Source organism: Flavobacterium psychrophilum DSM 3660 = ATCC 49418, from assembly GCF_002217405.1.
Classification (GTDB): domain Bacteria; phylum Bacteroidota; class Bacteroidia; order Flavobacteriales; family Flavobacteriaceae; genus Flavobacterium; species Flavobacterium psychrophilum.
The window spans coordinates 25041-32360 of record NZ_MUHE01000011.1 but is presented as its reverse complement, the minus strand read 5'-3'; the positions used below and the strand labels follow the sequence as shown (position 1 = coordinate 32360).

The window sequence follows — 7320 nt, the reverse complement described above, 5'->3', positions numbered from 1 at the left end:
ATGAGATTCCTCGTTCCTCAGAATGACAAACTGTATGTTTTTTTATCCCAGTAAATTTAAACTTTAAATGGTATAACATTCGTAGTAAGAAATCATCTTTACCTAAAAAACAAACACAAAAGTAGCCTTTTCAACCCTTTCTAAACCCCATACCGTCACGTAGCAGTATTATCAAAAATAACCATTTATCTAACTATATTTAGTTAGAAATCAGCATAATATAATCTAGTTAGAAAGTGTTTTTTATCGGATTTAAGTGCATTTCATCGATTTAATTTTAAATAAGAACACGAACCTCTTACTTTTACATAACCATTACATAAGTAGGTTAAGTTATGGTAGATTTGGGGCAAAAAAGGCGGAACTTAATAATTCCGCCTTTTTTATTACCCCAAAGCCAAAAAAAATAGACGAATAAACTTCTTTGTCTATCCGTCTATTCTCAAAATAGCTATTATCTTTCTAAATTATTTAGCCTCAGCAAAACGCCTAGCCACTTCACTCCAGTTTATAACATTAAAAAAAGCTTCAATATAATCAGGTCTTCTATTTTGGTAGTGCAAATAATAAGCATGTTCCCAAACATCCATTCCTAAAATTGGAGTGCCGCCACAACCTACACCAGGCATAAGTGTGTTGTCTTGGTTTGGCGTACCACAAACTTCCAGTTTCCCCTCTTTTACACAAAGCCAAGCCCAACCAGAACCAAATTGTGTCGCACCAGCTTTAGCAAAAGCAGCCTTAAAATCGGCAAACGTACCAAAATTAGCATCAATCGCAGCCGCTAATTCGCCAGTTGGCAAACCACCACCGTTTGGCGACATCACAGTCCAGAATAAATTGTGGTTAAAAAAACCACCACCATTATTACGAACAGCAGCTTTAGTCAAATCAAGATTTTTCAAAATATCTTCAATACTTTTGCCTTCCAGATCCGTTCCTGCAATAGCTGCATTTAAGTTTGTCGTATAAGCATTATGATGTTTCGAATGGTGAATCTCCATTGTTCTCGCATCAATATGAGGTTCTAATGCATCGTATGCATAAGGTAATTGTGGTAATTCGAAAGCCATAATTGTATATTTAAAATGATTATTATATAATTAAATTCAAAATTAATCAATTAACTTTGGAATTAAAATTTCAAACCCTTATAATTTCATTAAAAATATTTTTAGGAGCTATTTCCCGCTTTACACTTCAATCTTTTCCTTGCTAAAGAAGCAAGAAAAAGGATTTCCGTTGCAATCGGGGCTAGGAAATTTGCCATAAAACAAGATTTAATATTCAATTCAACATTGCGAATTCGTCATAATTCGTGTAATTCGTAGTTATAAAATGAAAACACCCGCATTCTCTATATACAACGCATCAGCTGGCTCAGGAAAAACCTACACATTGGTCAAAGAATACCTAAAAATTATTCTAAAAGCCAAACACAACGATGCGTACAAGAACATTCTCGCCATAACCTTTACCAACAAAGCGGTTTTCGAAATGAAAACCAGAATTATAGACAGCCTTTTCGATTTTTCTAAAGACAATCCCACAGAAAAATCAATCCAATTAATGAATGATTTAGGCAAGGAAATTAATCTTAATCAATCTCAAATCAAAACCAAAGCACAGTCTATAATAAAAAACATCATTCATAATTATGCCGCTTTCGACATTTCGACTATCGATAAATTTACACATAAAGTTATTCGTGCCTTTGCCTTCGATTTGGGTTTGCCCATTACTTTTGATGTTTCCTTAGACACCGAAAATCTCCTACAAGAAGCCGTAGATGCAATCGTAGCACAAGCAGGCGAAGACCAAGTACTCACCAAACTACTCGTCGATTTTACCATGGAAAAAACCGACGATGACAAATCCTGGGACATTTCGAGCGAAATCATGAACACAGGAAGACTCGTGCTTAACGAAAATTATCGAGAAGAAATTTTGTCGCTCAAAGACAAAACCATTCCAGAATTTATTGCCCTTAAAGCAAAATTAGAAGAAACTTGCAAATCGTTAGAAAACCAAAACATCAATCTGGCAAACGAAGCCGTACTTCTTATAGACAGTCAAGGAATTGACACTAAATCCTTTTCTAGAGAAACTTTTCCAAATCATTTGGGATTTATTCAAAGAAGCGAACTAAAACCAACGCATAAAAAATTTAGAACTGTCGATGATATTGCCGTCAATAAAAACGCAAAAGACAAAGACATTATTGAAGGCATTGCCAATGAACTCATTTTTATTTTATACAAAGTTTATAAAAATTACGAAAAAAAGGATTTTTATCAAGCTTTTCTAAAAAATATCACGCCACTTTCGTTACTAAATACCGTAAGTAACGAGTTGGCAAAAATTCAGGAAGACCAAAACATTTTGTCTATTTCCGAATTTAATAAACTCATTTTCGAGCACATTCAAAACCAACCCGCACCGTTTATTTACGAACGATTGGGCGAAAAATACAAACATTTTTTTATCGATGAGTTTCAAGACACGTCCGAAATGCAATGGCAAAACCTGATTCCGTTAATAGATAATGCCCTATCGAGCGAAGATTTACAAGGAATTCAAGGTTCGCTTATGATTGTGGGCGATCCCAAACAGTCTATTTACCGTTGGCGTGGCGGAAAAGCCGAACAATTTATCGATTTAGCCAAAACCAAAAACCCCTTTAGTAATAAAGACAAAGAAGTTTTTAATCTAGAAACAAATTATCGAAGTTTTGAAGCCGTAATCGACTTTAACAATGATTTTTTTAAGTTTTTATCACAAAAATTTTCTAATGAAGATTACAAAGATTTGTATGAAAATTATAGCTTTCAAAAATCGAATGCTAAAAAAGGAGGCTATGTAAACATTTCTTTTATTCCAGAAATAGATACCGACTTTGTTTCGGAAGAAGACGAAGAAAACATCGATAAAAATGATATTTACCTCACAACTACTTTGCAAACCATTATAAAAGTAGCTGCAGAAGGTTTTTTGTATAACGAAATTGTATTGCTCACCAGAAATAACAAACACGGTATTTTATTAGCAAATTACTTGACCGAAAACGACATTCCTGTTATTTCATCCGAAAGTTTATTAATAAACGCTTCATCGGAAGTAAAGTTTATCCTAAATATGCTTCGGTATTTAAATGATAAAAACGATATCGAATCGTTAGCCAATGGCTTGTATTATTTGGATCAAAATTTAGAAAATAATATAGAAACCCACGATTTTATTTACCAAGGAATTCAGTACAAAGACGAAATCGAATTAGAAAAATGGTTGGCAAATTCCGGGATACAGCTCTCGTTTCAAAATAGCAGAAGAAAATCATTGTACGAAATTGCAGAGCTCATTGCAGCAAAATGCATTAATTCTGAAAACAACAATGCTTATGTACAATATTTCTTAGATATTGTGCTCGAGCGTGATGTAAAATACCAAATGGGCATTTCAGATTTCTTAGAATATTGGGACAAAAACGGGCATAAACTCAGTATTCCGTCAGCCGAAGGATCTAATGCCATTCGGATAATGACCATCCACAAATCGAAAGGATTAGAATTTCCTGTAGTTATTTTTCCTTTTGTAGAAGAGAATTATAGTGCACCCAAACGAGAAAAAATGTGGATCGATTCCCAGTCTGACGATTTAGATTTCGACAAATTTTTAATTGACAAATCCAGTAAAGTAAAAGAATATGGCGAAAATGCAGCTTCGGTTTACAACCAGAAATCGCAAGAGGATTTATTAGACAATATCAATGTTTTATATGTAGCGCTAACCCGTGCCGAAGAACAACTATTTATTATTTCGAATAGTAAAAAGAGGAATAGTAAAGGAGAATTACCCAATAATTCTGCCTCCTTTTTTATAGAATTTTTAGAAGATTACAAGAACTTTGATTCGAATATTTTGAATTACGAGTTTGGCAATTGCAAAAGAATTTCTAAACAAAAACCATTAGAAGCCAAACGTAAAAATATTGAAGCTATAAATTCAGTCATCAATCCAAATGCTATAAAAATTGCACAACGGGAATCACTCATGTGGGGAACGCATCAGCAGGAAGCTATCGAATTTGGTAATGTTTTACATGAAATTCTATCATTCGTTCAAACTAAAAAAGACATTCCATTAGCCCTAAAAAAAGCATTAGAAACGGGACTTATCTCAGAGAATCAGCAAGAAGAAGTCGCAAAAACAGTTATTGAGATTGTTTTTCACCCAGAATTAAATGATTTTTTTCATGAAAACAGTAAGGTATATAACGAACAATCTATCATAAAGAAAGGCTTGCAAACTATAAAACCAGACCGAGTTACTATTTCCGGACAAAATGCTTATTTATTAGATTACAAAACAGGAAAGCACCAATCTAAATACGAAAACCAACTAAAAGAATACGAATTGGCGCTAATAGAAATGGGATTTAATGTACAGAAAAAATCACTCATATATATAGGAGAGAATTTAGAAATAGTACATTTGTAAAAAATTGTCAAAAGGCGAAAGTTTTTCAAAACCTTAAACTTTAAACTTTAAACCAAAAAAATGTACGGAAAAATACAACAACACTTACAAAACGAGTTAAACGCAATCGAAGAAAACGGAATTTTCAAAAGAGAAAGAGTCATTACTTCGCCACAAGGAGCCGAAATTACGGTTAATGGCGAAACGGTACTTAATTTTTGTGCCAATAATTATTTAGGATTATCCTCGCACCCAGAAGTCGTTCAGGCAGCAAAAGACGCTTTAGATTCTCATGGTTTCGGAATGTCATCAGTTCGTTTTATTTGCGGAACACAAGACATTCACAAAACATTAGAACAAAAAATCGCTAATTTTTACGGAACAGAAGACACCATTTTATATGCAGCCGCTTTCGATGCTAACGGAGGGGTTTTCGAACCACTATTAGGAGCAGAAGATTGTATCATTTCCGATAGTTTAAATCACGCCTCTATTATTGATGGTGTCCGTTTGTGCAAAGCAGCACGTTATCGTTATGAAAATTCTAATATGGAAGATTTAGAACAACAACTAATAAAAGCTACCGAAGCAGGAACTCGTTTCAAACTAATTGTAACCGATGGTGTCTTCTCTATGGATGGTCTGGTAGCGCCATTAGATAAAATTTGCGATCTAGCAGACAAATACGACGCAATGGTTATGGTAGATGAATGCCATGCCGCAGGATTTATAGGAGCAACAGGAAAAGGAACATTAGAAGCCAAAGGCGTAATGGGTCGTGTAGATATCATAACAGGAACATTAGGAAAAGCACTTGGTGGTGCAATGGGAGGCTATACAACGGCCAAAAAAGAAATTATCGAAATTTTACGCCAACGCTCACGCCCTTATTTATTTTCAAACTCATTAGCACCCGCAATTGTTGGCGCTTCAATCAAGGTTTTCGAATTATTAGAAAAAGACACCACGCTACGTGATAAACTAGAGTGGAATACCAATTATTTCAAAGAAGGAATGCGAAAAGCGGGATTAGATTTCATAAATGGCGATTCAGCAATTGTTCCTGTAATGCTTTATGATGCAAAATTATCCCAAATTATGGCCGAAAAATTGTTAGAAAAAGGCATTTATGTCATCGGATTCTTTTTTCCTGTAGTTCCAAAAGACAAAGCAAGAATTAGAGTTCAGCTATCCGCAGCACATACAATAGCCCATTTAGACAAGGCTATCAGAGCTTTTGCCGAAGTTGGAGAAGAGCTAAATATTATAAAAAAATAATTTTTTTCACTTCCACACTAATATTTTTAACAATTCATTTTGTAATTAACAATATCCTAGTTACTTTTGTCACAATAACGTAATGTAATCAAATAAATTAAGTATGAAACATCTTAACAAACTTTTTGTTTCCATGTTGATGATTGCTGGATTAAGTGCTTCTGCACAAGACAGCAACAATCCATGGGCAATATCTTTCGGAGCAAATGCAGTAGACACAAGAACTAGTGCTGGCGTGAGAGATTTTAATATCAAAGATCACTTTTCAGAATTCTTTAATGTAAAAGATCATTGGAACATTCTTCCTTCGGTTTCTTACTTAACCGTAGCTAGAAATGTTGGTGGTAATTTTTCTGTAGGCGTTACAGGTTCTGTAAATAAAGTTACAAAATGGGTTGAATGGACTGGTCCAACACCTAATGGAACTAGCGTAGTTGACACAAATCTAATGTACTATGCAGGAGATTTAGCAATCAAATATAGCTTAATGAACTTAATTGGTTCAAAAGTTATCGATCCTTCTGTAAATGTTGGTGGAGGTTATACTTTTTTAGGTAAAGAATCTGCTGGTACTGCAAACATGGGCGCTGGATTAACTTTTTGGTTTACTGAACAAGTTGGTTTATCATTAAGCACTACTTACAAAAAATCGTTTGAAACTAGAGCTGAACTTCCTTCACTTTTTCAACACTTCGCAGGTTTAACTTTCAAATTTGGAGGTAAAGATACTGATGGAGATGGAATTTATGACAGAGACGATGCTTGTCCTGAAGCTGCTGGTTTAAAACAATTTCAAGGCTGTCCTGATACAGACGGAGACGGAATTGCTGATAAAGATGACGCTTGTCCAGAAGCTGCTGGTTTAGCTGCATTAAACGGTTGTCCTGATACTGACGGAGACGGAATTGCTGATAAAGATGACGCTTGTCCTGAAGTTGCTGGTTTAGCTGCATTAAACGGTTGTCCTGATACTGACGGAGATGGTGTTGCAGACATGAAAGACAAATGTCCTAAAGTTGCAGGTCCAAGAGATAACGGTGGTTGTCCATGGCCAGACACAGATGGAGATTCAGTACTTGATAAAGATGATAAATGTCCAACTGTAAAAGGTACCGTAGCTAACAATGGTTGTCCTGAAGTTTCTGAAGAAGCTATCAAAAAACTAAACGATTACGCTAAAACTATCTTATTTGATAATGCTAAATTTACATTTCAAAAACAAACTTTACCAATATTAGATGCTATGGTTGCAATTCTTAACGAATTCCCAACTTCTAAATTTAGTATAGAAGGTAATACTGATAATTCAGGTAAAAAAGCAACAAACCAAACTTTATCTGAAAATAGAGCTAAAGCAGTTGCAGATTTCTTAATATCAAAAGGTATTTCATCTGACAGATTAACTTCAATAGGTTATGGAGATTCTATGCCAATCGCTTCAAACAAAACTAAAGCTGGTAAAGCTCAAAATAGAAGAGTAGAAGTAAAAGTGGTTAAATAATCACTTCTTAAAAATAAATTTCTAAAACGCCTCGATTTTTCGGGGCGTTTTTTTTATATTTATAT

4 protein-coding genes are annotated in these 7320 nt (G+C 34.5%); 3 read left to right on the top strand and 1 reads right to left on the bottom strand.

What is annotated here, in order from left to right:
• Positions 1-467 precede the first annotated feature (467 nt).
• Entirely contained in the window at positions 468-1073 is a 606-nt protein-coding gene (locus B0A57_RS03335; protein WP_011962337.1) for a superoxide dismutase, read from the bottom strand.
• Positions 1074-1338: 265 nt separating this feature from the next.
• Between B0A57_RS03335 and B0A57_RS03330 the strand changes: the two genes are divergently transcribed.
• The 3 genes from B0A57_RS03330 to B0A57_RS03320 all read left to right on the top strand — a co-directional run bounded on the left by B0A57_RS03330 (position 1339) and on the right by B0A57_RS03320 (position 7255).
• Complete coding sequence (locus B0A57_RS03330) at positions 1339-4497, top strand: UvrD-helicase domain-containing protein (protein WP_038465848.1); 3159 nt, start codon at positions 1339-1341, stop codon at positions 4495-4497.
• Between the two features lie 60 nt (positions 4498-4557).
• Positions 4558-5754, top strand: a complete 1197-nt coding sequence (kbl, locus tag B0A57_RS03325) for a glycine C-acetyltransferase (RefSeq protein WP_011962334.1) — start codon at positions 4558-4560, stop codon at positions 5752-5754.
• A 103-nt stretch (positions 5755-5857) separates the two neighbouring features.
• On the top strand, positions 5858-7255 hold the full coding sequence (locus B0A57_RS03320; protein WP_034097274.1) for an OmpA family protein: 1398 nt from the start codon (positions 5858-5860) through the stop codon (positions 7253-7255).
• Positions 7256-7320 lie beyond the last annotated feature (65 nt).

Bases quoted from the DNA above. Each gene is read 5' to 3' on its own strand.
- B0A57_RS03335 (WP_011962337.1), bottom strand. From the start codon at position 1,073: ATGGCTTTCGAATTACCACAATTACCTTATGCATACGATGCATTAGAA.
- B0A57_RS03330 (WP_038465848.1), top strand. From the start codon at position 1,339: ATGAAAACACCCGCATTCTCTATATACAACGCATCAGCTGGCTCAGGA.
- kbl (WP_011962334.1), top strand. From the start codon at position 4,558: ATGTACGGAAAAATACAACAACACTTACAAAACGAGTTAAACGCAATC.
- B0A57_RS03320 (WP_034097274.1), top strand. From the start codon at position 5,858: ATGAAACATCTTAACAAACTTTTTGTTTCCATGTTGATGATTGCTGGA.